This is a genomic window from Blastochloris tepida, from assembly GCF_003966715.1.
In the GTDB taxonomy this organism is placed as follows: Bacteria; Pseudomonadota; Alphaproteobacteria; order Rhizobiales; family Xanthobacteraceae; genus Blastochloris; species Blastochloris tepida.
Genome location: NZ_AP018907.1, coordinates 829,345 through 855,534 on the forward strand (window position 1 = coordinate 829,345; position 26,190 = coordinate 855,534).

The 26,190-nt window shown below is 64.8% G+C and carries 25 protein-coding genes and 1 tRNA gene; 11 read left to right on the forward strand and 15 right to left on the reverse strand.

Annotated features, from left to right (window positions below):
• Nucleotides 1–20: 20 nt before the first annotated feature.
• A complete protein-coding gene (locus tag BLTE_RS03730; protein WP_126397747.1) occupies nucleotides 21–887 on the reverse strand; it encodes a transglutaminase family protein in 867 nt (288 codons plus the stop codon).
• A gap of 273 nt (nucleotides 888–1,160) precedes the next feature.
• Complete coding sequence (locus BLTE_RS03735) at nucleotides 1,161–1,451, reverse strand: hypothetical protein (protein WP_126397749.1); 291 nt, start codon at nucleotides 1,449–1,451, stop codon at nucleotides 1,161–1,163.
• A gap of 396 nt (nucleotides 1,452–1,847) precedes the next feature.
• Between BLTE_RS03735 and BLTE_RS03740 the strand changes: the two genes are divergently transcribed.
• The gene (locus tag BLTE_RS03740; RefSeq protein ID WP_244600258.1) at nucleotides 1,848–2,603 is read left to right on the forward strand and encodes a hypothetical protein; all 756 of its coding nucleotides are present in this window, start codon (nucleotides 1,848–1,850) and stop codon (nucleotides 2,601–2,603) included.
• A 92-nt stretch (nucleotides 2,604–2,695) separates the two neighbouring features.
• Nucleotides 2,696–3,019, forward strand: a complete 324-nt coding sequence (locus BLTE_RS03745) for a hypothetical protein (RefSeq protein ID WP_126397751.1) — start codon at nucleotides 2,696–2,698, stop codon at nucleotides 3,017–3,019.
• 188 nt (nucleotides 3,020–3,207) lie between these two features.
• Here the strand turns inward: BLTE_RS03745 and BLTE_RS18385 are convergent, their stop codons facing one another.
• The 4 genes from BLTE_RS18385 to BLTE_RS03765 form a co-directional block, all read right to left on the reverse strand.
• Nucleotides 3,208–3,450 (reverse strand): hypothetical protein, encoded by a 243-nt coding sequence (locus tag BLTE_RS18385; RefSeq protein ID WP_244600095.1) that lies wholly within the window; start codon nucleotides 3,448–3,450, stop codon nucleotides 3,208–3,210.
• A gap of 267 nt (nucleotides 3,451–3,717) precedes the next feature.
• Nucleotides 3,718–4,140 (reverse strand): type II toxin-antitoxin system VapC family toxin, encoded by a 423-nt coding sequence (locus tag BLTE_RS03755; protein WP_126397753.1) that lies wholly within the window; start codon nucleotides 4,138–4,140, stop codon nucleotides 3,718–3,720.
• Nucleotides 4,137–4,391, reverse strand: coding sequence for a FitA-like ribbon-helix-helix domain-containing protein (locus tag BLTE_RS03760; RefSeq protein WP_126397755.1), 255 nt, complete (start codon nucleotides 4,389–4,391; stop codon nucleotides 4,137–4,139). Before BLTE_RS03760 ends, BLTE_RS03755 begins: the two co-directional genes overlap by 4 nt.
• Before the next feature lie 79 nt (nucleotides 4,392–4,470).
• Nucleotides 4,471–5,136 (reverse strand): DUF2493 domain-containing protein, encoded by a 666-nt coding sequence (locus tag BLTE_RS03765; protein ID WP_126402031.1) that lies wholly within the window; start codon nucleotides 5,134–5,136, stop codon nucleotides 4,471–4,473.
• Between BLTE_RS03765 and BLTE_RS03770 the strand changes: the two genes are divergently transcribed.
• Complete coding sequence (locus tag BLTE_RS03770) at nucleotides 5,083–5,460, forward strand: DNA methyltransferase (RefSeq protein ID WP_126397756.1); 378 nt, start codon at nucleotides 5,083–5,085, stop codon at nucleotides 5,458–5,460. The genes BLTE_RS03765 and BLTE_RS03770 overlap by 54 nt on opposite strands.
• A gap of 368 nt (nucleotides 5,461–5,828) precedes the next feature.
• Here BLTE_RS03770 and BLTE_RS03775 read toward each other — a convergent pair whose 3' ends face one another.
• Nucleotides 5,829–6,386 (reverse strand): recombinase family protein, encoded by a 558-nt coding sequence (locus tag BLTE_RS03775; RefSeq protein WP_126397758.1) that lies wholly within the window; start codon nucleotides 6,384–6,386, stop codon nucleotides 5,829–5,831.
• A 710-nt stretch (nucleotides 6,387–7,096) separates the two neighbouring features.
• Here BLTE_RS03775 and BLTE_RS03780 point away from each other — a divergent pair.
• From BLTE_RS03780 to BLTE_RS03795, 4 genes are all read left to right on the forward strand, one after another.
• Nucleotides 7,097–7,330 carry a hypothetical protein gene (locus BLTE_RS03780; protein WP_126397760.1) on the forward strand — a complete coding sequence of 78 codons (234 nt, stop codon included), beginning with the start codon at nucleotides 7,097–7,099 and terminating at the stop codon, nucleotides 7,328–7,330.
• A 165-nt stretch (nucleotides 7,331–7,495) separates the two neighbouring features.
• Nucleotides 7,496–8,557, forward strand: a complete 1,062-nt coding sequence (locus BLTE_RS03785) for an AAA family ATPase (protein WP_160140509.1) — start codon at nucleotides 7,496–7,498, stop codon at nucleotides 8,555–8,557.
• A 302-nt stretch (nucleotides 8,558–8,859) separates the two neighbouring features.
• A complete protein-coding gene (locus BLTE_RS03790) occupies nucleotides 8,860–9,732 on the forward strand; it encodes a hypothetical protein (protein WP_126397764.1) in 873 nt (290 codons plus the stop codon).
• Complete coding sequence (locus tag BLTE_RS03795; protein WP_126397766.1) at nucleotides 9,729–10,277, forward strand: hypothetical protein; 549 nt, start codon at nucleotides 9,729–9,731, stop codon at nucleotides 10,275–10,277. The genes BLTE_RS03790 and BLTE_RS03795 overlap by 4 nt, the downstream gene beginning before the upstream one ends.
• A 657-nt stretch (nucleotides 10,278–10,934) precedes the next feature.
• Here the strand turns inward: BLTE_RS03795 and BLTE_RS03800 are convergent.
• The 4 genes from BLTE_RS03800 to BLTE_RS03815 all read right to left on the reverse strand — a co-directional run bounded on the left by BLTE_RS03800 (nucleotide 10,935) and on the right by BLTE_RS03815 (nucleotide 14,894).
• Nucleotides 10,935–12,758 (reverse strand): site-specific integrase, encoded by a 1,824-nt coding sequence (locus tag BLTE_RS03800; RefSeq protein ID WP_126397768.1) that lies wholly within the window; start codon nucleotides 12,756–12,758, stop codon nucleotides 10,935–10,937.
• A gap of 95 nt (nucleotides 12,759–12,853) precedes the next feature.
• A tRNA-Arg gene (locus tag BLTE_RS03805) sits at nucleotides 12,854–12,930 on the reverse strand.
• Nucleotides 12,931–13,445: 515 nt separating this feature from the next.
• Nucleotides 13,446–13,964, reverse strand: coding sequence for a phasin (locus tag BLTE_RS03810; RefSeq protein ID WP_126397770.1), 519 nt, complete (start codon nucleotides 13,962–13,964; stop codon nucleotides 13,446–13,448).
• A gap of 552 nt (nucleotides 13,965–14,516) precedes the next feature.
• Nucleotides 14,517–14,894 (reverse strand): phasin, encoded by a 378-nt coding sequence (locus BLTE_RS03815; RefSeq protein WP_126397772.1) that lies wholly within the window; start codon nucleotides 14,892–14,894, stop codon nucleotides 14,517–14,519.
• A gap of 332 nt (nucleotides 14,895–15,226) precedes the next feature.
• On the opposite strand from BLTE_RS03815, the gene BLTE_RS18390 reads away from it, so the two are divergent.
• From BLTE_RS18390 to BLTE_RS03835, 4 genes are all read left to right on the forward strand, one after another.
• On the forward strand, nucleotides 15,227–18,793 hold the full coding sequence (locus tag BLTE_RS18390) for a histidine kinase dimerization/phospho-acceptor domain-containing protein (protein WP_244600097.1): 3,567 nt from the start codon (nucleotides 15,227–15,229) through the stop codon (nucleotides 18,791–18,793).
• A gap of 179 nt (nucleotides 18,794–18,972) precedes the next feature.
• Entirely contained in the window at nucleotides 18,973–19,296 is a 324-nt protein-coding gene (locus BLTE_RS03825; protein ID WP_126397774.1) for a (2Fe-2S)-binding protein, read from the forward strand.
• Between the two features lie 311 nt (nucleotides 19,297–19,607).
• Nucleotides 19,608–20,087 (forward strand): bacterioferritin, encoded by a 480-nt coding sequence (bfr, locus tag BLTE_RS03830; RefSeq protein WP_126397776.1) that lies wholly within the window; start codon nucleotides 19,608–19,610, stop codon nucleotides 20,085–20,087.
• Nucleotides 20,088–20,405: 318 nt separating this feature from the next.
• Entirely contained in the window at nucleotides 20,406–21,380 is a 975-nt protein-coding gene (locus tag BLTE_RS03835; protein WP_174769512.1) for a threonine dehydratase, read from the forward strand.
• Between the two features lie 513 nt (nucleotides 21,381–21,893).
• On the opposite strand, the gene BLTE_RS03845 is transcribed toward BLTE_RS03835, so the two are convergent.
• The 4 genes from BLTE_RS03845 to BLTE_RS03860 all read right to left on the reverse strand — a co-directional run bounded on the left by BLTE_RS03845 (nucleotide 21,894) and on the right by BLTE_RS03860 (nucleotide 26,083).
• Entirely contained in the window at nucleotides 21,894–22,610 is a 717-nt protein-coding gene (locus tag BLTE_RS03845) for a helix-turn-helix domain-containing protein (protein WP_126397778.1), read from the reverse strand.
• Nucleotides 22,611–22,990: 380 nt separating this feature from the next.
• Nucleotides 22,991–23,332: a response regulator gene (locus BLTE_RS03850; RefSeq protein WP_244600098.1), complete on the reverse strand. Its 342-nt coding sequence runs from the start codon at nucleotides 23,330–23,332 to the stop codon at nucleotides 22,991–22,993.
• Nucleotides 23,333–24,108: 776 nt separating this feature from the next.
• Nucleotides 24,109–24,744: a response regulator transcription factor gene (locus BLTE_RS03855; protein WP_126397780.1), complete on the reverse strand. Its 636-nt coding sequence runs from the start codon at nucleotides 24,742–24,744 to the stop codon at nucleotides 24,109–24,111.
• A gap of 250 nt (nucleotides 24,745–24,994) precedes the next feature.
• Nucleotides 24,995–26,083, reverse strand: coding sequence for a two-component system sensor histidine kinase NtrB (locus BLTE_RS03860; RefSeq protein WP_244600099.1), 1,089 nt, complete (start codon nucleotides 26,081–26,083; stop codon nucleotides 24,995–24,997).
• Between the last annotated feature and the right edge of the window lie 107 nt (nucleotides 26,084–26,190).

The window sequence follows — 26,190 nt, forward strand, 5'->3', positions numbered from 1 at the left end:
ACAGATTTGCGGAACCCGGATTACGCCGTGACGGACACCTCAACCCACAGGCCCAGAAACGCGTCACTCATCCCGACGAAGCTGCCGACCACCGGCATGACCTGCCGGATGTCTCGGCCGACGGCGACGGGAATCAGGTTGGTGCCACCGACGCTGCGATTTGTCGGATCGAAGGTGATCCAGCCTGCCCCAGGAAGGTAGACTTCCGCCCACGCATGTGTTGACCGCCCGGCACCCCACGGCCAGGCGGCCTGCTGATCCGGATTGAACAGATAGCCCGAGACGATTCTGGCGCCGAAGCCAAGACTGCGCACCGCCTCGACGAAAAGCACCGCCAGATCTCGGCATGAGCCCGATCTGCGCTCAAGCGTCTCGATGGGCGTCTGCGTACCCTCCTCCTCCCGCACCACATAGGAGATGCCGGCACCGGTACCGGCATTGATATCCTTCAGAAGCGACAGGGTGTCGGTCGGGGTGCTGTAGATGAAGGCCCGGGCCCAATCATGGACGCGCCTGAAGGGATCGGGACTTTGCGGCGTCGCCAAGGCGCCGAGATCCGTCCATTCGTCGTCACTGTAGCGAAAAGGATAGGAGATCGCAGAGGCGGCGATATCGAAAACCGGCCATGGCGCCGCATTGAGCTCGATCTCGACGTCACTGTCGATCGTCAACGTGTCGACCATCGTCTGAAAAGTCGCGGTCGCCAACGTGTTGCCGGCGACGTCCGAAGCCCACGTCACCAGTGCGGGCGGGGTCACCGTCAGGGACATGGTCAGCAGCCGCAACTCGTGGCTCTCCCGCGGTCGAAGCATGAGGCAATGCGGAAGCAGACGGACCGGTTCGCGGTAGCGATAGGTTGTTCTGTGGCGGATTCTGAGTCTGATCACCGTGAACTCCGACGCCGCGCCGCATCAAACCGGCATGCCGTGGCGCGGCGCCATCGGCGATGTTGTGTTACGCCCATGCGAGTTGAGGCTTTTCGACGCGAGCCGTTGATTGCAGGCGCGGCCAACGATGCCATCCAATGACTTCGTTCTCACGGACATCCGCTCGCCCTTCGCCGGTCGCGTGGAGTGCGGCATTTGCGGCAGATGCATCGCCACCAGAACCGCGGGGGCACGTTGACGCCTCCAGCAAAACGCCTCCTGCAACACCCGCAGTCAGGCGCCGTGCGACGCCGTGGTGGTGAGCGCAATCCGCTCGGCATTGAAAATCAACTGCCCGAGCCCCCAGACATTGACTGACCATCCGCTCGCCTTCGCCTCGCTGCGGCATGTCGAATGACGATGCCCCAGGTCAAAAAACACGCGGCTTGAATTATACCTTACAATATCAGCGACTTGCGGCCGGGTCTCCACTTGTTCATCTGTCCATGCCGCTTTGATGTCCATAAGCGGCGCCGGGATTTTTTCCGCTTCCCGATAAGGAGCGCTGACCACCCCGAAATACATAATATTTTCGCGACGATCTTGCGTTCATTTTACGAACTCTATATATTATAATAATATTTGTCTACAAATTTCGCGATGTTGCGCTCTTGCATGGTCATAATTGAATTCTTGGCTTCCGAAAAATTGGCGCGCAGGTCCGAGCAGCAATGCTTCGCTCCGAATTGACCGAATATGTGCTGCGCATGTTCTAAATTGGAGGTTGCCCATGCCCGCCGGAACGGTGAAGTTGTACAACTGCCAACGCGGCTTCGGTTTCATCCAACCGGACGACGGGGGCGGGATGTCTGCGGCTACGCCACGGCGCTGGAGCGGCCCGATGTGCACCACACAGTCCCCCGAAAATCGAGCTTGGGCACCAAGCTTCGGCGTTCAGGCGATCCAGGTGGAGAAAGATCAATGATGATCCTGCGGTTGAAGCTCTCGGCAATGGTCGCTTTCCTCATCGTCGCAGACGTCCTGTGGCTGTGCCCGGCTTCGCGCGCCGACGTTTCATCGATCCCCGAACATGCCTATGCGAGTTCCTTTGCACCAGGCTGGACGTGCGAATGGGGCTACAAGGCGGTCGCTGCCACCTGTATCGAGGTTCACGTACCGATGAACGGCTCGCTGAACGGCAACGGTGATGGTTGGGTATGCCGCCGCGGATTCCGCCAAAAGGGCGAGGCATGCGTCGCCGTCGACATTCCCGAGCACGCATTCGCCACCACGGGGCTGGCCGGTTGGGACTGCGATCGGGGTTTCCGGCAAGTCCTCAATGCATGTGAAGCCGTTATCGTGCCGGCCAATGGCTATTTGAGTGCCCGTGGCGACGGTTGGGACTGCGAACGCGGCTCCTTGCGCACGGCGACCTCCTGCGAGGTGGTCAAGGTTCCCGAGAATGGGTTCCTATCGCCTCTTGCGATGAATGGGTGGGAGTGCCGGCGGGGCTTTGCCAAGGACGCCAACACGTGCACGGAAATCATTGTTCCCGAAAATGCACGTCTTAGCCGGAATGGCAGTCGCTGGGACTGCGATTCAGGTTTCCGGAAACAAGAGGGGGGCTGCGTTCCGATCACTGTCCCGGTGAATGCCCACCTCAATTTTGCTGGCGACGGATGGGAATGTAATCGTCCTTACACCCGCCGTGAGGGGGAATGCCTCCGGCAGCCTTGATGCCTTCAAGCGCCGGCAACCTCCCGATTTTCGGATCAGTCCGGCGCAGAGTAGCTGAGACAGTCGAGACTTCGCGAGGAGCGGCAAGTGACATGACAGACAAAGCAATCAACCTAGATCAGCATCGAGGAATGGCCGCGCAAAAGGCCACAGAAATCAGGCGAGCGCTGGCTGACGTTAAGGAGAATGAAAGAGTTTTGCGTCGCCAGCGTGAGGATCTGGAGTTGCATCTTTTCGCTGCCTCGGCCGAGAGCTGGCCGGAAGCAGCCGAAAAGGCAGTTTATCTGCTGCATCTTTTCGCCGCTTCGTTCGCGGCTGAAGACCCGCGGCTAAGAAAAATGATATCTGCAGTTGTTGAGGACTTCGAGCGGCTCAGTACAGAAAACAAAGGTTATACCAACGGCAGCGAAAGCTGACCGTTGGAACCGGTCGCGGATTTTCGGAGATCTCTGATTTCCGGAAAGAAAATCCGTGAGTGTCGACGGCTCCACGCGTCAGCGTTTGGGGCCGTTGGTATACCGCGACTCCGAAGGATTTGGATTTTTCGGTTTTCACAGGCGGCGTTTGGTGATTCCCTGTGTAACTGGGGCAGATTGCCGGGCGGTCAGGCGGCGGCGCTGACGAGGTCTGCGAGCGGGGGCACGGGCTTGGCGCGGTCGCCGCCGAGGCGGCAGCCAAGATAGGCGAAGAACGACACGCCGAGTTTTCGGCAGGTCTTCATCAGGCCGAACAGGACGTCGCGGGCTTTGCGGCCGGCCTCGCTGATGGTGCCGCCGGAGATATTGCGCTTGGTCCAGCAGCCGGTCGAGCATGACGAAGCCGGTCGAGCGGGTGAAGATGCGCTCAAACCTTGCCCGCATCGCCGCCGCCCGCCTTGGGCATGGTGCCCGCTGGTAGGCCTTGAGGTCGGCATAGAACCACCAGATCAACTGCCGCGTGACCTCGACCGCCCGCCGCTGCGCCGCTGTGACCGGCAGCAGCTTGTGGACCAGTCGTTCGGCATGGACCCAGCAGGAGGCGTGATCGCCGATGCGGAACTGGCCGGCGCCGTGGGGGCGGACCGGAACAGCCAGCCGGATCGCCGCGCGATGGTCGGGCCTTCGCGAACCGCGGCTCAGACGGCAACGGTCCAGGGGTCGATCACGGTGAGGCCTGCGGCCATAAATGCGCTGGTATCGCGCGATGCCACCGCGAAATCATGCGCGGCGGCGATCGCGGCGATATAGCCATCGGGCGTTGGGCCCCCCTTTCCGGCGGCGTGCGCCCGGACGGCGAGTTCGGCATAGCGTCGCGCCGCGCGGATATCGAACGGCAGGATTCGATCCGCGAACAACTCCAGCACGCCGTCGAGCGCGGCGGTCAGCTTGTCCTTGCGCCGGCCCTTGGGCAGCGCGCCGATGCCGAACATCAGTTCCGCGAGGGTGACGCTGGACAGATAGAGCGTCTCCGCCGTCTGGGCGTCGAGCCAGGCGCGGACAGCAGGCGCCGCCTCGGGCTTCATCGCCTCGGAGACGACGTTGGTGTCGAGCAGGATCATTCGAACCGCAGCGGCTCGGCGGGCTTGGTGTCGCGCCTCTGTTCCAGGACTTCGACATCGGCATTGGTGAGCCCGATCCTCCGGCTCATCTCCGCCAGCGCGGTGCCGAGACGCAGCCGGCCCTGCGGTCGCACGGCGGCGTCCAGGATGGCGCGCATTTCCGCTTCCGTGCTGCGATTGTTCTGTGCGGCGCGGACCTTCAAGGCGCGATGCGTCTCATCGGCGAGGTTGCGAATGGTGACGGCGGGCATGACAGCACACGTTCCAAGATGATCGCAGTGATATCAATATAAGAAAACGCTATCACAGGTCAAGAAAGGCGTGCGGTGCTCAGACGCCACTGCCGAACCGCCACACTGGAATGCTGAGCATCTTGGCCTTGTCGGCGAGATTGTGCTGGATGCCGCTGCCGGGGAACACCAGGATGCCGATCGGCAGAACGCTGAGCATCTGGTCGTTGCGCTTGAAGGGTGCGGCCTTGCCGTGCCGCGTCCAGTCCGGCTTGAAGGCGATCTGCGGTACCTTGCGGGTGTCGGCCCAGCGGGCGGCGATGCGCTCGGCGCCCTTGGGCGATCCGCCATCCAGCAGCACCATGTCGGGGTGCTTGGCGTGAACCTTGTCGAGCCGGTCCCAGATCAGATGATGGTCGTTGGAGTCGACCCCGCCGGTGAAGGCGACCTTTGGCCCGGTCGGCATCAGCAGCTCGGCCTCCGCGCGGCGCCTGGCGGCCAGGAAGTCGCGGGAGTCGATCATCGCCGCGGTCAGGGTGCGGTGGCTGGCCAACGATCCGGCGCGCGGGCGCCAGGCGGAATAAGTGTGGCGCTCGATGCGCTGGACGGCGCAGTGGAACAGATTGACGGTCGACCACAGAAGGTCGTCGAGGTCGGGTTCGAGGCGAGTAGCCGCGACCAGCGCTCGTATCTCGCCTGGTCGACGCTGTGGATGGGGCGGGCGCGGACGTTGTGCCGACCGCAACTCGGCCGCTACCGGAACCAGGCCGAGTTCGCGGTGTGGGGGACCAACGGCGCCCGGCCGCTCGCCGGCAAGGTGGCCCCCGGCGTGATCCGCGAGCCGGTGCCCAAGATCAAGCACCACATCGCCGGCAAGCCGGTGGAGCTGATGGCCCAGTTGATGGCGGTCATGGAGGGGCCGATCCTGGACCCGTTCATGGGGTCGGGGACGGTGGGCGTCGCCTGCCTCCAGCGGGGGCTGCCCTACATCGGCATCGAGGTCGAGCCGGCCTATTTGGAGGTGGCCTGCAGGCGGCTGGAAGGGGCCTTAAACGGGGCTTCAGGGGAGGCGCAAACTGCTGCCATTTGATCTTGCGCGCCCTGCCATCCGATCTTGCGCGCTACATGTGGCGCAAATCGCAGCAAAAACCGGTTCAAGAACCGCTTCAATCCCGGAATCTGAAACGGTTAGATTTGGCTAAGTGTTTGATTTGAGTGGCGCGCCCGAAAGGATGGCATCAAGCTATTGAATCAAAATTGGAAACAGCCTTCAGGTGGACAGAATGTGTAGCATTTCGATGGCGGAGTGCAAGTCAACTCGCAGGGGTCTGAGCCGGGGAAATTTGTGAGCGCACCTTGTTGGGGCCCCCGCGCCGAAGCTCTCCCCCCGTCCCCGGGGTCGGCCTGAGTTTGACGCGCCTTCATTGTTGATGAGGCGTCGCCACCTGTGGGGCGAGGTCAGCCGCCCTCCAGTGCTCGGTACACACTCGCTCGACCGATGCCGAGCGCCTTGGCGATCTCGGTAACCGTCTTCCCCTCGGCATGGAGGCGCCGAGCATCATCGGCTTTTGCTCGTGCTGTCGGCTTCCGGCCCTTGTACCGGCCTTCCACCTTCGCCTTGGCGATGCCCTCGCGCTGCCGTTCCAACATCATCTCCCGCTCGAACTGGGCGAAGCCGGCGAAGATGGTGAGGATGAGCTTCCCGGTGGCGCTGCGCGTGTCCACCGTGTCGCCGCCGAGGCTGAGGATACGGAGGCCCGTTCCCTTGTCCTCCAGATGCTCGACGATCTCCCATGCCTTGGCGACTGTCCGGGCGAGGCGGTCAAGCTTCGTTACCACCAGGGTGTCTCCCTCGCGAACGAACGCGAGGGCGGCATCCAGCTCCGTTCGCGGTGCCACCGAAGAGACCCTCTCGGCAAACACGCGCTCGCACCCCGCAGCGGTGAGGTCACGAATTTGAGCCTCCAGGCCGGCTTCTTGTTCGGTGGTCGATGTGCGGGCGTAACCGATGAGCATGGCGATCCTCCGTCCAATAGACTCTAAGGATAAGAGTCGTCAGCGTCCAGAATGTCAAGGCCAAGCCTAATGGGCGCGATTCGCGGTTCGACCGGACGTCTCATTGGGGCAAGCCTTTTGGACATGGCGGGAGGAAGAGGCGCGGAGGGGAGGGGCGTATTTGGGAGCCGTCACAGCGTGGTCTGGACGACGCTCTCCTTTCGTGGAGATGGTGCCGGCTCGTGAGAAAACATTCAATAATAGGAATATTTGTCCGCTCTATTGAACCGGAGACACGAGGGTGCCCGTGGCGGACCAGGAGGCGGCCGGCTTGGTCGGCACCTTGGCGCCCGGTTCAGGGGCTGGCGGAAGCACGCGTGGGGATCCAGCGCGTACACCTCTGCCCCCCTGCTTTTTTTGAGTTCCGAGGCCTTGGTCGTGGTCTCTCCCTCACCATCGCCCTTCCATGACAGTCGTCGCGTAACATGTTCGCGGTCCCGGCATTAGACCTTCGTCTAATTCGAGGCGCGAGGTCGGCGCCATGGTGTATTTCAACGTCACAGCAAAATGCGCAAATATCTTTGAGGTCTTCAAAGCTTATACCTGGTGCAAGTTTGTTCCAGTCCGCAGTATGGGGTCCAAAAGTATAGACCGGCCTCCGATGCCGGCCATTGAAAGAGGCGATCTAACGCGTGATATTTGTCGAGTTGCTTCGAACGAGAGGAGGTCAGATGGCCCAAACGCCGCAGGAGATTTTGTTCGCCTTCAACGACAGGCTCGTCAGTGACAGGTTTCTGGACTGGCTCAGGCAGAATGCAGGCGAGCTGAATACGCATGACGACGACGTGGACGACGCCGAGGCCGAGGGTCAATTCGAAGCCTTTGCGGTCGACTTCCTCCGCGGGGCGCAAGCCGAAATCACGGCAGCACTGCAGGCGGTCGAGGCAGCCGGCAGCACGCGGTGAGCTGACGATGTCACCGGGGTGAGGCGTACGTCGAACGACCTCACCACACCACGATCAATCAAGAAACCAACACGCCGACGCATGGCTCTGCTCGGTGCGGGCGAAGCTGTGCGCGGTCGGCAACAGAAAGGAGAACGACATCACGTGATTAGTCTCGAAACCGACATGGCCCGCACGACCGACGGCCGACCCTTGGTTCTCACCGGTCCGGACATCCTCGCTGGCCACTTCGAGCCGCCTGAACTCATCATCGATCCGTGGTTCGCTGCGGGGCACATCGCGATGATTTACGGCAAGACCGGCATCGGGAAGACGATGCTGAGCTACGCCCTTGCGTCGACCATCGCGAAGGGTGGTGAGCTTCTCGGGTGGACCGTGCCGGAGCCGAAGCGCGTGCTGTATTTTGACGCGGAGATGGATCCGGCGGAGATCGAGGGACGGCTCAGGGGCCTGTCCGGCGGAACGTTGCCGGCAGAGTTTCAACTCGTGTCGGGCATTCGGCTCAAGGATGGACTACCAGACCTCGCCGACCCCGATGGGCAGGCTTGGTACGAACTGCTCATCGAGGACGAGGCGGCCGACGTCGTCGTGTTCGACAACCTCTGCTCGCTCGTCAACGGTGGCTCGATCTCGGAGGACGAGGTGTGGCTCCCGGTGCAGCCGCTGCTCAACCGGCTTCGGTCCAAGCACGTCGCCTGCATTCTCGTCCACCATGCCGGCAAGCGCGGCGACTATCTCGGCTCCAGCCGCATGACGCAGAACATGAACAGCGTCATCAAGCTCCAGCGCCCTGGTGACATCGATGCCGGAACGGAGCTGATCCTGGAGTTCGAGAAGGCGCGGTCCATGAAGGGCGGCGAGAGCCGCACGATGCACATCAAGCTGGTCGCCGAGGATGATGCATTGCATTGGGAGATGGCGGAGGACGCAGGTCCACCGAAGCGCGTTGCCGAGGTCGTCGAGGCGATCCGCAGCCGCAAGTACGCCTCGCAAAGCGAGGTCGCGGAGGCTTTGGGGACGGCGCAGTCCGTAATCTCCGGCGACATCAAGCGTGCTGTCCGTCTCGGCCTCTTCGATAAGGACGAGGCAAAGACGATCTTCCGCGAGGTCCGCAAGGCGAACACCGCGGTGACCGCGGAGGACGCCGCGGCCACGCCTGTCCAACCCGAGTTGGACGGCGAAACCGAAGGGACAGGAATCGAGGTCGAGGACGAACTCGACTGCTGACCCGGAGCAGCGCATGTCATCACGAGATCATCCCCGGGGGAGTTACTCCCGGGGACACTCTCCAGGTGTCACGTCCGTAGGAAGCCGGCCATCATCATCTCATCTTCCCCGTAGGGGATAATCGCCGCTCACCGCGCCTGGGGGCGCTTTGCCGAGATCGCTATTCTCGCCGCGACGCGGCGCTCGCTTTGCGCTATCCGTATGGAAGGCGCACGACGGGCGTATCGGGATCGCGCGGTCGCGACAAACGTTGGTTAAGCCATGATATGCAATTCTGAGTGGGCACCCAGGTGGATATGGCTATGAGCTGGCAACTTGCTCATCAGGACCACGCAATTGAGCGGGTCAGCATCGGCTTCCAGTTCACAGAACCGCTACCCTCGAAACTGTGGCAGTCCATGTTGTCGGCTGCCGAGACTGGTTTTCAGGACCTGGGGTTCGCTGGCATGCCGGGCGAGCCCGGTTTCGTGTTGCCCCCCCCCGGCATTCAGGGGCAGCCTGGCTTTGAGATCGTCATCCAAGGCGGCAATGCGGTCTTTGGATTACCTCTCGGGGGGCAGGGTGGGCGCACCTTTCGCGTGATCGCTGGTAACGAGGTCACAGAAGAGGTGTCTTTGACTCGGGCGAGGTTTGCATACACCGCCACCGTCTATGACGGGTGGACTAGGTTTCGAAATCGTAGTCAGAGCCTCCTGGGTCGATACCTCGACGAAGCCTTGTCTATGGTGGGCATAAATCTAATCAAGATGGAGTACTGGGATCGGTTTGTCTTCGATGGTCCTCCGGAAAGGGCGGACTATGAGGCCATTCTTAGATCGGATTCGAGGCACGTGCCGCACTTCTACTCTTCTACAAACGAGTTGTGGCACTCTCATGTAGGGTACTTCGCGGATCCGGGAAGCTCTCAAAGACGATTGGTCAACGTCAACGTGGACGTCCTCGATCTCTTGCAGCGGGTTGAGGCGGACACGCAGGCGCCGAACGCCCCTAGGCGGTCGGTGGGAATCTACTCGATGGTGCAGGACACGCTTGGTGCTGAGTCAACCACCGTCGGGTGGCACGCTTGTGTCTCGACACTGGAGGACATGCACACCATCTTGAAGGGAGTGCTCTTGGACGTTATCAACGATGAAGTTGCACAGCGTATTTCGCTCAACGCAGGCGTACGGCCGTGACCGTTTCTTCTGAAGCTGCAGCAGCCTACCTTTGGGGGCATCTGGCATCAGCAGAACTCGTTGGCTCATCCAGTGCCAATGGTCGACTGCCTGTCGTCTGTGAACTGGTTACGCGATCTTACTCTGCGGCAATTCCCTGGCGCCAAATCCTGCCGGTCCAGCAAGAGATCCGAGACCAGACATCCGTCTCGGCCGAGCAGGCACCACTTTGGGCGCTTGAGAGAATCGAGGATCCCCTTCTGGCGCAACTTCACGAGTTGCGTGACCTCGATGAGGGATGGGACGGCGAGGAGGCGGCGAAGCCAACGGATGATGCTATCCGTGAGGCTTCATACTTTGCCCGATTGCTCGGTGGGGCCGCGAGCGATGCCGAAGTGACGTTGCATGTTGACGGGTCTGTGATTCTGGACTTTGGAGACGCGGGCTCAGTACGGTTTAAAGGCGATGGGCAAGCCATTTATGCTTTTGAAGGCTTTGGTCATGGCATTGTTCCCTTTGATGGTTTTATAGTCCCGCGTGAGATTCGGGTCGCCTTAGAAAGCTAATGGTTGCCATGAACGAGTGTGCCGATTGTCGGACAACGTTCGAGTATCTTGACAATTACAGGCCGAACACAGAGAGAGCGCTCAGGCTTGATGAGGCTCAACCGAATTGTCGGTGTCAGGAGAGGTCCGTAAGTCCTTTCTCGTGCGGACCCGTCGAGGATGAGGAAGTTCTCATTCGTGTTCTCGTCGCTCCGCAGCACATGCATCGAAAGAAAAAGACACCAACAGCGGCCGCCCTTGCGGACGCAGAGCGCAGAGGACTATCCGTCTTCCGCGAGCGTGACGTGACAGATCATCAAATCCGAACTGTTGCAGAGGGTTTAGTCAATCGGGCACGAGAGAGACAGGGCAACAATAAGCCGGGCGTCTTCGGGGTCCTGCGGATGGTATGCCGAGAGGTTCGTGTGTGCCGATCCACTGGTGATGTGGCGCCCGCCTACTGTGTTTATGACACTGCTGAACGGAACAATCCCTCTCATGCCGAGGTATTCCAACGGGTGCATCAGGCAGATGAGGCCCTCCGAGATGCCCGGCGTCAGGCACTTTTTAGCGTTGTGAAGACGGCTTTTGTATCTGTCGGAGACTTTCGTCAGGGTCTCTTGAAAGACTTGGCTCCCGCGGAGTAGTTGCACTCTCATCTAAGGGCATGGTGGGTGATCAGGCTTGGTTCCATCTGAACGGAGACAAGTCTAATCCTGGGAAGCCGATCTTGTCCATCTCGCGAGAGAGCCGCTCGATTGAGAAACCTCGCCCGTACCTGTCGCCCACGACTTGCCCTGCGACGTGGCCGGTGAACGCGAAGGCGATCTCGCGCGGCACATCGCAGTCGCGGCACCGATCAAGGAAGAGGTGTCGGAACGAGTGGAACACGAGCCGGGGATCGTTGAGACCGAGAGCGTCCAGCTTGCGGCCGAACCATTTGCCCCACTTGTCGCCTCGGAGGCCGGCGCTGTTGGGGGTGAGGAGCGGGAACAGCCACCCGCGTGGGTCTTTGCGCTGTCTCTCGTTCGCGTAGTCGAGGAAGCCACAGGCGATCAGCTCGGGATGGATCGGCACCACGCGGACGCTTCCGTCGGTCTTGAGGCTTTGCTCGTCGTCGAGGTTGGTGATGTTGAGGAACCACCGCCCGGACACATCATCCAGCTTGACGTCGTGGGTCTTCAATTGCGCGAGTTCCTCACGACGCGCTCCGGTGAAGAGGGCGAGAAGCGGGAGCCAACGTGCCGAGTTACCTCGCCCTCCGCTATCGGGCCTGGCTCCGCCGATGATCTCGGGGTCTGCAAAGATCGTCTTCAACTCATCCGTCGTGAATGGCCGGCGCCCATTCGCGGCCTTTCGGGACAGCGGCAATCGCAAGCCCTCGAACGGATTCGACCACCCTGCGGGATCTGATCGGAAATCATGATCGCGGGCTGCATCGTTCAGGACCGCGGCAAGCAACCCCATCGCCTTGTTGATGGTGGCGACGTTCGGCTTTGAGAGTTTCTCCACGGCCGGCTGGGCGAGCAATTCGGGCAGAGGAAGCTGCTTCAGATAGCCGGGCAGGCGTGTCGGCAGTTTCATCATCGTATCGCGGAACTCTCGGGCGTGTTTTCGAGTGATCTCGCGAACGCGAAGGTCGCCGTGCAGTTCGACGAAGCGCCGGACGGCATGGTCCGCTTCCTGGACCGTGCGCGGTGCTGGCGTTTCCTCTCCGGGGTTGGCGTTCTCCCCCGACCACGCTTTGAATGCAGCCGTTAGCCGCGGGTCGCTGCTCAGGCCAGCGCGGTTGGCGGGCTTGGCCGACGGCGTGGCAGGCGTCCGCACGACCTCGCCGTCATGGCGACGGGCGGCGTCTTGGAATGCCAAAACCTCGGCCTCCAAAACGCGCAATGCGGCGTCGCGGAGTTCGTCGCTGCCTTCCTGAAGATCGACGCCGAGAAGCTCGGCCGCAGTCTTCTTGGCCCGTGCGACGATCTGGGGCGGTGGCCGACGCGTCGCCAGCTCGCGCTTCATCGCGGCGAATCTCTCGGCCTGGGCGCCGCCGAGGAATTCGTAGTCCGCAAGGGTGAGGCCCGGCTCCCTCTGAGGGCTCCCGATTTGAATACCTGCCCCCTCATCCCCCATGAGCCCGAATCCTTCCCGGCGGAGCTGTTCGTCAGCAGCGAGGACTTCGGCATGCCGGTGATCGGCGAGGAATTGGAGATCGTCGTTGGTGATCTGGCGCCGCGGTCCGCTGGAGAGGGTCTGCTTCGCTTCCTCGAACAGTGCCTCCGTGTCGGCAATCAGCTTGGCGACTCGCGCCTTACGCTTGGGCTCCGGCACGCGGGCGAGGCCCCGCACAAGTTCACGTTTGAAGCGGCCGGTCTTAGCGGAGACGAGGTCACGGAGGTGTGCCGGCCACCAGGAGGGGACAGGCTTGCCGGCCAGCTCTTCAGGAAGCCTGCGCCGGAACTCAGGTGCTCCACGACGTTTTTGAATGTGGGTCATCTGGCGGGACAAAGACGGGCCTCGTGTAGCAGATGCGTGTAGCACCTGGAGGCTCCAACTCTTTGATATGACAGCTTCTTCCGACTAATCAAGAGGTTGGTCGGAAATGGCGCGCCCGAAAGGATTCGAACCTCTGACCCCCAGATTCGTAGTCTGGTGCTCTATCCAGCTGAGCTACGGGCGCGCGAACCGGTCGTTGCCGGGAGGAGGGCTGAATACCGACTCGAACCGGCTATTTCAAGACCCTCGATCTCTCTTCCTGCGGATTCTCTCGGCTGCGGGGCGGAAGCAGGGGAAAAGTCCCGCCCGGGCCGCAGAACGCGAGCGGGCCCTCTCGATCGGTCACCCTCGATCGGTCATCCGATGTCCGGTTGATTCCTTTCGGGGTGCCGGAAACGGTCGCGCCGAAAAGACTGCCGAAAATCCGTGTGCGGAGACCGGATTTTCGGCGACCGCACGTGGTTTTCGGCCTGGGGGCCGGACGCAGGTACTAATATACCGCGACGCCGATGAAATCCTGCGTGCCAACTGTCTGGTCGGCGCAGGCGCACAAGCGGGGTTTTCGGAGACGCGGCAGACCAACGGCCCCAGACGCTGACGCGTGGGGCCGTTGACACTTGCTGATTTTCTTTTCGGAAATCAGAGGTTTCGCGAAAATCCGCGACCGGAGCCAACGGTCAGCTTTCGCTGCCGTCGGCATCAGGCGGCCGGCTTGACCACCTTCTCGACGCCGGCCTTGACCGGCTCGGCGGTGTCGGCGGCGATCTTCTGGGCCAGTTCCGTCAGTTCGCGGGTCTGGTCGATCAGCGCCTCGAACTGCTTGCGGATGTGGCTGGAGGTCAGCTCCACCGCCTGCGACAGCGTCTTCACCTGCATCACTGCGCGGGTGAAGTCGAACGAGGCGTTGATGTTCGCCCGCATCGCCTCCAGCGCCTTGACGTTGAAGTCGGAAATGCCCTTGCTGGCGGTGACGTAGGTGTCCTCGATCATGTCGGTGGTCTCTTCCGCCGCCGACTTGATCTTCTCATAGGCTTCCTTGGCCTGGGCGACGCTCTTCTCGGCGATGTCGCGCATCGCCACCGGCAGGTCCAGCTCGGCCGCCGGGGCTGCCGGCGCCTTGGGCTTCGCCGCCTTGATGTCGGCGGGTTTGGCTTCGGCGGATTTGGCTTCGGCCACGCTCTTGGGCTCCATCTTGGGCTCGATCTTGGTCTCGGCCATGGTGGTTGTCCTCAAATCGGTTGCGGCGGTGCATACCCTCCCGGTCCGACCGCCGCGGGCAGTCCGGGAACATCGGGATCACCCGGCCCCGGAAGATCGCCACAGGATCGAAGATCACCGCAGGCTCCCGGAGGCGGCTCGCTGAAATCCCCCGCGCGAGGGCGGAGGTCCGGCGACCGGTCCACGGATTTCCGGCCGATCTGGCCGAATGCCGTGGCCTCTGTTCTTGCCGTTGTCTTGCCGTTTGACGTTTCGTCAGACTTGTCGTCTGACCTTTCGTCTGTCTTGACGTTCTGGAGCGTCCGCCGGTCCGATCGAACCGCGCGAACGCTCCCAGTCGTTGCCTTGTCGCATTCCCGTTCGCAAAACCGGTTTCCGCTCCTGCGGAGAATGCTCCAGCCAGCGGCCGGTGCGCCGAGGAGGCGCCTCGCGGCCATCCGGTCAGCTTGGCCCGATCCGATCAGCCTTACGCGATCAGGTCGGATCGCCGCTTATTGGTCCGGCTGCGCGCCCTAATGGGCGCGATCCCGGCGACGTCCCGGGTCGATGCGCTCAGGACGGGGTGTTCACCTTCAGCGCCTTCTGGGCGATGGTGCCGAGCTCCTTGGCCTGCTCGGAGAGCACCTTCATCTGCTCCTGCACGAACTCGGCCTGGATGCGCATCACGTCCTGCACGTCCTTGGCGCGGACCAGCTTCTGGGCCAGGTCGAAGCTCGACGCGACATTGACCTCGGCGAAGGTCATGGCCTTCTTGCCCAGATCCTTGATGCCGCTCTGCATCGCCTCGGCGGAGCCTTCGAGCGTGCCGACGGCCTTCTGGGCGGCGCTCAGATAGCTGTCGACCGCCTTCTTGGTCTGCTCGACGCTCTTCTCGGCGAAGTCACGCAGTTCCGGCGGGACGTCGAGTTGCGGGTTCTTCGTCGTAACCATTGCAAGCCTCCTTGGGTGGGCTGCTCGGACCCTCGGGCTCCCACGCCCCGTGGGTAGCAGCGTTGACAAAAACAACCTTAGCATCGCTTATTGTGCACTGCAACATAAATTTCGCATCGCGGTATTCGGCGCGCCGGCGTGGGTCCGCAGGGTTAAGGTTAAAGAAGCGTATTTTGTTCACGCCGGCCGTTCGCGTGGACGGGGCGCCGCCACGTTTCTATTAATATTTCAGTTAGAAATGGCCGGGCTGCTGCCGCCTGCCCAACGTTCAAGGCTCAAGGCGGCGAGACGAGACGCGGAAAGACGAGACGCGGCAAGGCGAGACGCAAGCGATGATCGACATCGAGCGGCTGATGGCCGCGCTCAGCGATGGCAGGCTCGCCGGGCTGGTGGCCCGGCGCGGGCCCGCCTGGGCCTGTGGCGCGGACGGCACGCTGGCGCTGGCCAATGGCGCAGGCTTGGCCGCGCTCAGTGCCGCGGCCCGGCTCGGCGCGCGGCTGCCGGAAACCTCGCCGCTCGGCCGGGAGCTCGACCGGCTGCGGCGCGTGCTGCCGCAGAGCGGCGCGGTGCGGCTGGAGCGGCTGCGCCTGCCCGGCATGCGCTTCGCGCCGGTCACCGCCGCCTGCCGCCGCCTGCCGGAGACGCCGCTCGGCGACGTCATCGTCATCGCCTCGCTGGAGGAGGGGGGCGACCGCGCCGCCCCGGCGGCCGACATCGCCCGGCTGATCGCGTCCATGGTGGCGACGCCGGTGATCGTCGCCGATGGCGAGGGCCGCATCCTGGCGGCGAGCGCCGCGGCCGAGCAATCTACTGCTGCGGCCCCCGCACTGTCGGCCCTGGCCGCCGATGCGCCGGCCTGGATCGCCGAGGCCGCGCGGCAGCCGGCCTCCCGGCCGCTGGCCGGCGGCCAGCTTGTGCTGCAGGCCCTCGCGCTCGGCGGTGTGCCGATGCTGCTCGGCCGGCTGGTGGCGGCGCCCGAAACCGTGGCGCCGGCAGCGGAACCCGAGCCCGAGGCGCCGGCTGCGCCGGTGGAGCAGGCCGACCTGTTCGCCGAACCGGCGGCCGAGAGCCCGATCGAGCCTGCGCCGGCCATCGAAGGCCCGGCCGCGCCCGACACCGCCGTGTTCGAGACCGCCGTGGCCGAGACCGTCGTGGCGGTGCCGGAGCCGGCTGCGCCGGAAGACGTGCCGGGCGAAACGGCGGCGGACCAGGGCGTGCCGGACGAGGACAGCCCGCCGGAGGCGGTGCCGGATCAGGGCGCGCCGGTGGACGTGGCGGCGAACGAGACGGCCGAGACGTCCGAGCCCGTGGCCGAGTCCGTCACCGCGCCGCTTGCCGCCACACCGCCTGCCGCCACACCGCCGGCCGGGACGTTGCCGGGCGAGGCGGGGGAGGGCGCGGCCAACGGCGGCGGGCGCCGCCTGCCGCTGCGTTTCGTCTGGCAGACCGATGCCGGGGGGTGTCTGGTCCAGGTGTCGGGGGAGCTTGCCGAGGCGGTCGGCCGGACGGCCGGCGACATCGTCGGCGAGAATCTGGTCGATCTGGCCGAGCGGCTGGGGTTCGACCCCGACGGGCGCATCGCCCGCGCGCTGGCCAAGCGCGACACCTGGTCGGGCGTCAATGTGGCGTGGCCGACCGATTTCGACGATGTGGCGATGGTCGATCTCGCCGGCCTGCCGGTGTTCGACCGTTCGCGGGTGTTCCAGGGCTATCGCGGCTTCGGCGTGTGCCGGGCGCTGCGGCCGGCACAGGCCGCGCCGCGGTCGGCGGAAAGCGAGCCGGCGCAGGCCGCGCCGTCCGAGAACGGCAAGGCTGAAGCTGCGCCGCCGGCTGCGCTCGAACGGCCCGCCGGGCCTGCGGCCAAGCCGTCCGCCGGTCCCAAGGTGGTGCCGCTCAGGGCCGAGCCGCCCGCGGCGCGCCGGCCGGCGCTGTCGCCGGGCGAGCGCTCGGCGTTCAACGAGATCGGCCGCATGCTCGGCGCGGTGCCGCGGGCTGTGACGGCGGGCACCGGCCGCACCGGCGCGTCGCTGCCGGAGACGGCGCGGCCTGTGCCGGAGGCACCCAAGTCCGACGCTGCAAAGGCTGAGGTGGAGCAGCCCGAGGAACCTCACGCCGAGGAACTCCACGCCGAGGCGCCGCAAATCGAGGCGCCGCAGATCCAGGAGCCCGAGGTTCAGGAGCCCGAAGCCCGGGAGTCTGAGGCCCAAGAGTCTTCTGAGGCCCAAGAGTCTGAGGCCCAAGAGTCCGAGGCCCGAGAGTCTTCTGAGGCCCTGGAGGCCCAAGAGGTCGAAGAGGCCGAAGCCCACGAGGCCGAGACTTCGGAGACCGGCACGCACGAGGCCGCCGAGCCTGCGCCCCTGGCCGAACCGGTGCCCGCGCTTCAGCCCGAGGTCCGTCCCGAGCTGGTGGCCCGCATGGTGGCCAGCGGCGAGCGCGCGGTGCTGGAGCGCATTCCGCTCGGCGTCCTGGTCTATCGCGGCGAGCGCATCCTGTTCGCCAATGCGGCGCTGTGCGACTGGACCGGGCGCCGGACCGCCGAGGAGATCGAGTGGGCCGGCGGCATCGCCGCGCTGTTCGGCGGCGAGGATCTGGCCGGCGCCGACAGTGGCGGCAAGGCGCTGATGATCCGCGGCGGATCGGACGCCTTGGTGCCGGTGGAGGCGCGGCTGTTCAGCGCGCCCTGGCACGGCGACAGCGCCATGGTGCTGGTGCTGCGCCGGATCGACAACCAGGCCGACGAGCGCATCCGCATGCTGGAGGGGGCGCTGCGCACCGCCGAGGCCTCGGCGCGCGAGCTGCACGCCATTCTCAACACCGCGACCGATGGCGTGGTGCTGACCGACCGCGACGGGCGCATCCTCGGCACCAATGGCGCGGCCGAGGCGCTGTTCGGCTATGACGGGCACGAGCTTGCCGGCCGCTCGTTCGGCCTGCTGTTCGCACCCGAAAGCCAGCGCGCGGCGTTCGACTACATCGACGGGCTGCTGCGCGGCGGCGTCGCCAGCGTGCTGAACGACGGGCGCGAGGTGATGGGCCGGGTGCGCGAAGGCGGGCTGATCCCGCTGTTCATGACTATGGGCCGCATCAATGAGGACGGCACCAAGTTCTGCGCGGTGTTCCGCGACATCACGCAGTGGAAGCGGGCCGAGGACGAGCTGGTGGCGGCGCGCCGGGCGGCCGAGCGGGCCAGCTCCCACAAGTCGGACTTCCTGGCCAAGATCAGCCACGAGATCCGCACGCCGCTCAACGCCATCATCGGCTTCTCCGAGGTGATGATGGAGGAGCGGTTCGGGCCGATCGGCAATCCGCGCTACAAGGAATATCTCAAGGACATCCACACCTCCGGCGAGCACGTGGTGTCGCTGGTCAACGACCTGCTCGACCTGTCGAAGATCGAGGCCGGCAAGCTTGATCTCGAATTCGTCAGCGTCGACCTCAACGACGTGCTGGCCCAGTGCATGGCGCTGATGCAGCCGCAGGCCAATCGCGAGCGCATCATCATCCGCACCTCGCTGGCGCCGCATCTGCCGCCGGTGGTGGCCGACGCGCGCGCCATGCGGCAGATCGTGCTCAATCTGTTGTCCAACTCGATCCGCTTCACCCAGCCGGGCGGGCAGGTGATCCTGTCGACCGCGCTGTCGGAGAGCGGCGAGGTGGTGGTGCGGGTGCGCGACACCGGCGTCGGCATGAGCGAGGCCGACATCGCCGCGGCGCTGGAGCCGTTCCGCCAGATCACCACCTCCAGCCGCGGCACCCGCGGCGACGGCACCGGGCTCGGCCTGCCGCTGACCAAGGCGCTGGTGGAGGCCAACCGCGCCACCTTCGGCATCCGCAGCGGCGTCAATGCCGGCACCATGGTCGAGATCACCTTTCCGCCCACCCGCGTGCTGGCGGAGTGATGGCGTTCGGGGCTCCCTGAGGGGGCTTGCGGAAGACCGGCGACGCGGCCGGGTGACCGGCGGGCAGTTCAGACGAGTTCCAATATGCAACGTTGGGACTTGCCCGCGATGGACAGCGGCGGCATTTCGTGGGACATGGAATGCCACTCGGTCGCATCAGCAGATTGGGGCAAAGCTGGATGATCGTCTGCTCCTGCAACGTCATCTCGGACCACGACATCCGAACGGCTGCCGGCAACAGCGCGACGGTGCGCACCGTCGGCGACGTCTACCGCACGCTCGGCGGTTGTGACGGGCAGTGCCGCCGCTGCGCGCGCTCGATCAAGGCGGTCCTCGACGAGGTGAGGGGAAGCGGGTGCGATGCCTGCGACACCGTCTGCGCGGTGCGCGTAACCGATACCGGCCATCCGCAGCACCTGCCGCTGCCCCTGCATGGGGCGAATGACGACGCCATCGCCGCCCGCCGGATCGGCCCCGCGCCGCTGCTGGAAGCGGCGGAATAGGGTTCTTCCTCTTCGTAAGTTCCACAGTAGAGACGATACGGCGCGCCGGGTCTGCCGAGAGTTTCGGCATTCTTTTCGCTCGCATTCGCGTATAACGAGACGGAGCTCGGCGGCTTGAACAAGCCCGCCGGGCCTCGTGCGGTTTGCTATGGTTGCCGGGTGATCGTGTGGTGATCCGGCGACCATGTGCGCCGAAAATCCTTGTTCGGCAACGCGATTTTCGGCGACCGGAATGCGGAATGCCGGCTTGATCGGCCGGATTTCGCATTACATATTAGATTTATTCCAGTTCGCGTGTATCGGAGGCACGAATGAAGGGCGACCAGAAAGTCATCGAGTATCTCAACCGCGGCTTGCGCAGCGAGCTGACGGCGGTAAGCCAGTATTGGCTCCATTACCGCATGCTCGACGACTGGGGATACAAGGATCTCGCCAAGAAGTGGCGTGAGGAGGCCATCGAGGAGATGGAGCACGCCGACAAGTTCGTCGAGCGCATCCTGTTCCTGGAGGGCTTCCCGAACCTGCAGACGCTCGATCCGCTGCGGATCGGCCAGAACGTCAAGGAAATCCTCGACGCCGATCTGGCGGCCGAGAAGGAGGCGCGGGCGCTCTACCAGGAAGGCGCGAAGTATGCGGCCTCGGTCGGCGACTTCCCGTCCAAGAACCTGTTCGAGGAGCTGATGACCGACGAGGAAGGCCATATCGACTTCCTCGAGACCCAGCTCGATCTGGTCGAGAAGCTCGGCCTGCAGCTCTACGCCCAGCACCACATCGGCAAGCTGGAAGGCTGAGCGGCCCGGCCGTCCGGTCGCCGGCATCCGGCGACCGGGGGCAGTTTTCGACCGGGCCGTTTCCGGGGCGTGGCCCGTTCTTCCGCCGCGCGCCATGAGACCTGCTTATCACAAGGGGCGATCGGACCGATCGCCCCTTTCCATTTGACGTTGGGGAATTCGCCGTCACGCTTGCGGTTGCCCGGCCGTGTGCGGCCCGAGGTCTCGGCGCATCCGCCGATCCGGTTGAAGCGGGCGGGCGCTCTAAGTTCTTGGTTTATCGCATTCTCCTTCGCAAAACCGGTTCCCGCTCTTGCGGAGAATGCTCTAGGAGCAAGCATGCTGCCGAACCGTGACGATATCGAGCGCGCCGCGGCGCTGGTCCACGCCACGCTGGGGCCGACGCCGCACTATGCGTGGCCGCTGCTGGCGAAGCGCCTGGGCACCGAGATCTGGGTCAAGCACGAGAACCATACGCCGACCGGGGCCTTCAAGGTGCGCGGCGGCCTGGTCTATTTCGATCGCCTGCGGCGCGAGCGGACCGGGGCGCTCGGCGTCATTTCCGCCACGCGCGGCAATCACGGCCAGTCGCTGGCCTTTGCCGGCGCGCGGGCCGGGGCGGCGGTGACCATCGTGGTGCCGCATGGCAATTCGCCGGAGAAGAACGCCGCGATGCGGGCGTTCGGCGCCCGTCTGGTCGAGTTCGGACGCGATTTCGATGCCGCGAAGGCGCATGCATCCGACCTCGCCGAGCGCGACGGGCTGGTGTTCGCGCCCGCTATTTCGCGCGAACTGATCTCGGGCGTGGCCACCTATGCGCTGGAGCTGATGAGCGCGGTGGCCGGTCTCGACGTGCTCTATGTGCCGATCGGCCTCGGCTCGGGCATCTGCGGCTGCATCGCGGTGCGCGAGGCGCTGGGGCTGAAGACCGAGATCGTCGGCGTGGTGTCCGCCCGCGCGCCGGGTTACGCGCTGTCGTTTGCGGTGGGCCGTCCGGTCGCCACCGACAGCGCCGACACTTTCGCCGACGGCATGGCGGTGCGCACGCCCGACCCGGCGGCGCTGGAGATCATCCGCCGCGGCGCCGCCCGGATCGTCGAGGTCGATGACGACGCGGTTGCCGCCGCGATCCGCGCGCTGTTCGAAGACACCCACAACATGGCCGAGGGGGCAGGGGCGGCACCGCTCGCCGCGGCGCTGGCCGAGCGCGAGCGGCTGCGCGGAAAGCGCGTCGGCGTCGTGCTCACCGGCGGCAATATCGATCGGGCGGTCGCGGCCCAGGTGCTGGCCGGCGAGACGCCGCGGACGGCCTAAACAGGACGTGTCCGGGTCAACGCCACCCCAACGGCTCCTGGCGGCGAGGCGTTTTCGTCGTCGGCGTGCCGGGTTTTCGGTGGCAAACCGAGACGGCTTCCGGCCAATTTCCGGTTTCGGGTTTCGCCCCTGCGCACCCCCCACCCCCGACCCCTCCCCACCGCTCGCGAAGCTCGCGGGGGGAGGGGAGAAAAGGGTGCGCCTCTTCTCCCCTCCCCCCATGAACGCAGTGAATGGTGGGGAGGGGTTGGGGGTGGGGGTGGGGGTGGGGGTGGGGGGCGCGGAGGTACGCCCCGGCGCGCGTCGTGTGCGTTCCGCCTCGCCGTGTGCCTCGCCACTGTTCCGGCCGGTCGGTTCAGGTTCCCCAGCCTTTAGGGCAGTCTCCGCAGAAGCGGATGCCGGCTCTACGAAAGAGACCGGCTCTGCGAGGAGACTGCGAAGCCTCAAAAACTCAGAGCGCCCGGTCTGATGCCGTCAGACCGGGCGCTCTGAAACCGCTGCTGCGGACTGTTCTCAGTGCGTGCCGGTCAGCCGGCAGATGCCGCACACGTGGTTGATCTTCACCTCGTCCTGCTTCTCGATCGAGACGACGCCGCGGCGGCGCAATTCGGAGAAGGCGCGCGAGACGGTCTCGATGGTGAGGCCGAGATAGTCGGCGATCTCCTGGCGCGTCATGGTCAGGCGCACGGTGGCGAGCATCTGCTCGCGCTCCTGATGGGTGGGGCAGGTGTGCAGCGGCACGAAGCGCATGAGGAAGCTCGCCACCCGCTCCAGCGCCGACTTGCGGCCGAGCAGCACGGCGTGCTCGTGCAGGGCGCAGATCTGCGACTGCACGCAGCGGTTCAGGCGGGCGAGGAAGTGGGGCGAGCGCTCGACGGCCGAGCGCTCGTAGGAGGTGACCAGCGCCGGCGACAGCGTCTCGGCGGAGGAATCATAGACCGGCTTGAACGACAGGCCGAAAATGTCGCCCGGCCCGAGCAGCTCGACCACCTGACGGCGACCGTCGGGCAGGAGCTTGTAGAGCATCACCGCGCCATCGACGACCTGGAAGATGCGGTCGGCCGGGTCGCCTTCGAGGAAGATCAGGGAGTGCTGGGCGAAGCGGACGCGCTGGCCCTCGATCTCGCCATCGACGTCCTGGACCGGAAGCGCCGGGGGCGCGTGCAGAACCGGGGTGTGACCGCAGCGGGAGGCAGTCTCACCCTGCCGCTCCTCGACGAGTTGCTTCATGGTTTCCCCTGATCTGGCCGGGCCGGCGACGTATCCGGCTCGCCTTGTTGCGGAAAGCCTAGTCGTGCGTTCTCAGGACGTTAACCGGTGACGTACTTAGGGAGAACGCCTAACCGAGGCACATGATCCGGACGATGGCATCTGTTGGCGCAACGGCCGGAGGCCGTCAATGACGGCGCTCAAAGTTCCAAACATTATGATCTGCGTCAAATGAATATCGGCCAAGCGCACGCTGCCGGCCAAGCCGCCGCCGGCCCTGCGAACGCATGCCGTGCAATCTGCAATCGGGAGGCTGTCCGCCGGTTTCTCGGTCAGGGTCTCGCGCGAGACGCACTCGCCGGAAACCGTCACCCGAGCGCTACCTGAGCCTCACCTGAGCCTCACCTGAGCTCTTGGGTGATGACGTCCTCGGTCAGCGGCTTGCGCAGCAGGCGGGGCATCGCCATGCCGCGGAACTGGGCTTCGATCGCCGATTGCGGCTGGCCGGAAATGGCAATGATGGCCGGGGGATTGGCGAGGCGCTGCAGCCAGCGAATCACCTTGGCCCCGCTGATGCCGGGCAGCAGAAGATCAATGATGATCGTGTCGCCGGCACAGGGCGGCTCCTGACGGAAGAAGGTTTCCGCGTCCGGATAGGCAATGGCATGATGACCGAGACTCCGCAGCAGCAGAACCAGCGAGTCGCTGACGCCCGGATCATCTTCGACAATATGAATCGTCACCTTATATTCTTTCTACATATGCTTTGTACGGTTTCCGGGTGACCACACGGTGATCAAGGGAAACAGCTTCGCCAAAAATCCTTGTCCGATAAAGGGATTTCCGGCGAGCGGACTGCGGGTCGCCGGCCTGGTCGGCCGGAAACCGCGTATTACGGTTTCCGGTCGGTCCCTTCGGGAGACCGGAAACGGTCTCGCCGAAAACCCTTCGTGCGGTGACGGGATTTTCGGCGATCGGACGGCGGTTCTCCGGCCTTGCAGGCCGGAAACCGCACGCATGGTTTCCGGTCGGTCCGTTCTGGGGACCGGAAACGATTTGGTCGGAAATCCCTGCGCGATGGCGGGATTTTCGGCGATCGGAACACGAAGCTCCGGCCCTGCCGGCCAGATTTCGTATAACTTGCTGAATGGCCGCATTCTCTATTGCAGGATCGGTTCCTGCTCCTGCGGCGAACGCTCTAGAAAAATACACCGGGCATTCCGCCAACAATGCGGGGAAATGCGACAGGAGCAGAATCCCCGCAATGTCTTTCGTCTAGGCCCTGGCAACCGTGGCGTGCAATAGTCAACACTACGGTTTCCGGTCGATCGAATCCTGATCGCCGGGCAGGCGCGTCAAGACCCCAACGCGAGGCCGCAAAGCCAAAGCGGGAGACAGGTGTCGCCGCGGACCGGGCGAGCCCGGTCCGGCCCCTCGCGGGGGAGCCGGATGTGCGCCGGGTGAGGGGTGTCCGGCGGCGTATCCGCCGCCGGTCCGCCGGTTGGTCGCGTCCTTCGGTCTATTGACCGCGTCCTTCCGTGAGCACGATCCGCACCAGATCGGCGGCGTTCTTGGCGCCGAGCTTTTCCATGATGCGGGCGCGGTGGACCTCGATGGTGCGCGGGCTGATGCCGAGGTGGCGGCCGGCCTCCTTGTTGGAGGCGCCGGAGGCGATCTGCGCCAGCACCTCGCGCTCGCGCGGCGTCAGCAGGTCGTGGCCGGGGAAGGCCATGTGCAGGAAGTCGGCGCGGCCGTTCTGGTTGCGGCGGGCGCTGGCGTCGATCGCGTCGCGCACCCGCGACACCACCGTGTCGGCGTCGAACGGCTTCTCGATGAAGTCGAGCGCGCCGTTCTTGATGGCCTCGACAGCCATCGGAATGTCGCCCTGGCCGGAAATGATGAAGATCGGCGAGGCGTAGTTCTGGGCGTTCAGCTCCTTGAGGATGTCGAGCCCCGAGCGCCCGGGCATGTGCACGTCGAGCAGGATGCAGGCCGGCGTGCGGGAGCGGGCGGCGGCGATGAAGGCGCCGCCATCGGCGAAGCCGGTGACGTGGAAGCCCTCGATCGTCAGCACGGTGGCGAGCGCGTCGCGCACGGCCGGGTCGTCGTCGACCACGAAAACCTCAAGAGCCCCATTCGATGCAGTCGTCGGCATGGACTTCCTTTCGCTCGCCGCCTCGGGCCATTTCCATTGTCGTTGTTGCTAGCACAGGTGTTCGTTGCTGGTTCTGGTGTTCGTTGCTGGTGGTGTTGCCGGCTCGGGCGCCAGCCGCGCCGCCGTGCGCGGGGAGGGGCCGGACGGCGGCCTCACGATGCCGTTCCTGTCGCGTTCCGTTTGCGCCCGGCTGCCTGCTGCGCTTTGCACTCCGCGTTCTCGGGACTCCGGCCTCAAAGCATGTCCGGCTTCATGGCGTTTCGGGCTTGGTTGCCGGAAGCTGCAGAATGAAACACGCGCCGCGGCCCGATCCGCCAGGATCGACGACCAGATCGCCGCTGTGATTCTGTGCAATCGTCCGCGAAATGGCCAATCCCAGGCCCAGCCCGGTGCGCTTGGAGGTGGAGAACGCCCGGAACAGATTCTCCATCGCCTCGGGCGAGATGCCCGGACCATTGTCCTGCACGGCCATCTCGACCATGTCGCCGACGGCGCGGGTGATCACCCGCACCTCCGGCGCTTCCACGCCCTTGACCACCTCCAGCGCGTTGCGCACCAGATTGACGACGATCTGCTGCACCTGCACCGGGTCGACCCGCACCTGCGGCAGATCGTCGGCGAACTGGCGCAGGATGCGCGTGCCGCGGCGATGGCCGAGCATGGTCAGCTCCACCGCGTCGTCGACCAGCGGGTTGAGCTCAAGCAGGCGGCGCTCGGGTTCGCGCTTCTCGACGAACTGGCGCATGCGCTGGATGATGTTGCCGGCGCGTTCGGCCTCCCGCACCGCCTTGTCGAGGATGAGCTTGGTGGTCTCGGAGAAGCCGCCGCCCTGGCGCGCCTCGCGGGCATTGGCGCGGGCGATGGCCTGAAGATAGAGCATCACCGCGGTCAGCGGCTGGTTGAGCTCGTGCGCCAGCGCCGCGCCCATCTCGTCCATGGCCGAGACGCGCGCCATGTGAAGCAGGTCCGTCTGCAACTGGTTCAGGCGCTGCTCGGCCTCCTTGCGCGGGCGCAGGTCGCGCAGGATGCCGATGAACTGCCGGCCGTCCGGCGTGTTGGCCTCGCCGACCGACAGCTCGATCGGGAACACCGCGCCCTCGCGGTGCTGGCCCATCACCTCGCGGCCGATGCCGATGATCTTGCGAACCCCGGTGGCCATGTAGGTGGAGATGTAGCCGTCATGGCCGGTGGCGCAGTCGGGCGGCATCAGCAGGGTGATGTTGCGGCCGATTATCTCGTCCTCGCTCCAGCCGAACAGCCGCTCGCACGCCTGGTTGAACATGAGCACGCGACCGCGCTCGTCGGTGACGATGATGCCATCGACGGCGGTATCGAGCACGCTATCCAGACGCGCGTCAGACACGGTTCTCGGGGTGTGGAAGTCGTGGATGAGACTTACTCCCAAAGTCAAAATTACGCCAACTTTGGCCTGTCCCGGCGCGGTCC